This is a genomic window from Streptomyces zagrosensis, from assembly GCF_014203645.1.
In the GTDB taxonomy this organism is placed as follows: Bacteria; Actinomycetota; Actinomycetes; order Streptomycetales; family Streptomycetaceae; genus Streptomyces; species Streptomyces zagrosensis.
In genome coordinates, this window is sequence record NZ_JACHJL010000063.1 from 1 (window position 1) to 1,427 (window position 1,427).

Genomic DNA, 1,427 nt, shown 5'->3' on the forward strand with positions numbered 1-1,427 from the left:
GGGTGAGACCTGATGCCGAGCCGATTGTGGTGAAGTGGATGATCCTATGCTGTCGAGAAAAGCCTCTAGCGAGTTTCATGGCGGCCCGTACCCTAAACCGACTCAGGTGGTCAGGTAGAGAATACCGAGGCGTTCGGGTGAACTATGGTTAAGGAACTCGGCAAAATGCCCCCGTAACTTCGGGAGAAGGGGGGCCATTTCCGGTGATCCTATTTACTGGGTGAGCTGGGGGTGGCCGCAGAGACCAGCGAGAAGCGACTGTTTACTAAAAACACAGGTCCGTGCGAAGCCGTAAGGCGATGTATACGGACTGACGCCTGCCCGGTGCTGGAACGTTAAGGGGACCGGTTAGTCATCCTTTTGGGGGTGGCGAGGCTGAGAACTTAAGCGCCAGTAAACGGCGGTGGTAACTATAACCATCCTAAGGTAGCGAAATTCCTTGTCGGGTAAGTTCCGACCTGCACGAATGGCGTAACGACTTCTCGACTGTCTCAACCATAGGCCCGGTGAAATTGCATTACGAGTAAAGATGCTCGTTTCGCGCAGCAGGACGGAAAGACCCCGGGACCTTTACTATAGCTTGATATTGGTGTTCGGTTCGGCTTGTGTAGGATAGGTGGGAGACTGTGAAGCATGCACGCCAGTGTGTGTGGAGTCGTTGTTGAAATACCACTCTGGTCGTGCTGGATGTCTAACCTGGGTCCGTGATCCGGATCAGGGACAGTGTCTGGTGGGTAGTTTAACTGGGGCGGTTGCCTCCTAAAGAGTAACGGAGGCGCCCAAAGGTTCCCTCAGCCTGGTTGGCAATCAGGTGTTGAGTGTAAGTGCACAAGGGAGCTTGACTGTGAGACTGACGGGTCGAGCAGGGACGAAAGTCGGGACTAGTGATCCGGCGGTGGCTTGTGGAAGCGCCGTCGCTCAACGGATAAAAGGTACCCCGGGGATAACAGGCTGATCTTCCCCAAGAGTCCATATCGACGGGATGGTTTGGCACCTCGATGTCGGCTCGTCGCATCCTGGGGCTGGAGTCGGTCCCAAGGGTTGGGCTGTTCGCCCATTAAAGCGGTACGCGAGCTGGGTTTAGAACGTCGTGAGACAGTTCGGTCCCTATCCGCTGTGCGCGTAGGAGTCTTGAGAAGGGCTGTCCCTAGTACGAGAGGACCGGGACGGACGAACCTCTGGTGTGCCAGTTGTCCTGCCAAGGGCATGGCTGGTTGGCTACGTTCGGGAGGGATAACCGCTGAAAGCATCTAAGCGGGAAGCCTGCTTCGAGATGAGGACTCCCACCCACTTGATGGGTTAAGGCTCCCAGTAGACGACTGGGTTGATAGGCCAGATATGGAAGCCTCGTAAGAGGTGGAGTTGACTGGTACTAATAGGCCGAGGGCTTGTCCTCAGTTGCTCGCGTCCACTGTGTTAGTTCTGAA

Annotated in this window: 1 rRNA gene; it reads left to right on the forward strand. The window is 55.6% G+C overall.

Annotated elements, in window-relative coordinates:
* Nucleotides 1-1,396, forward strand: a 23S ribosomal RNA gene (locus FHS42_RS36020); the annotation flags it as partial.
* Nucleotides 1,397-1,427: the final 31 nt, after the last annotated feature.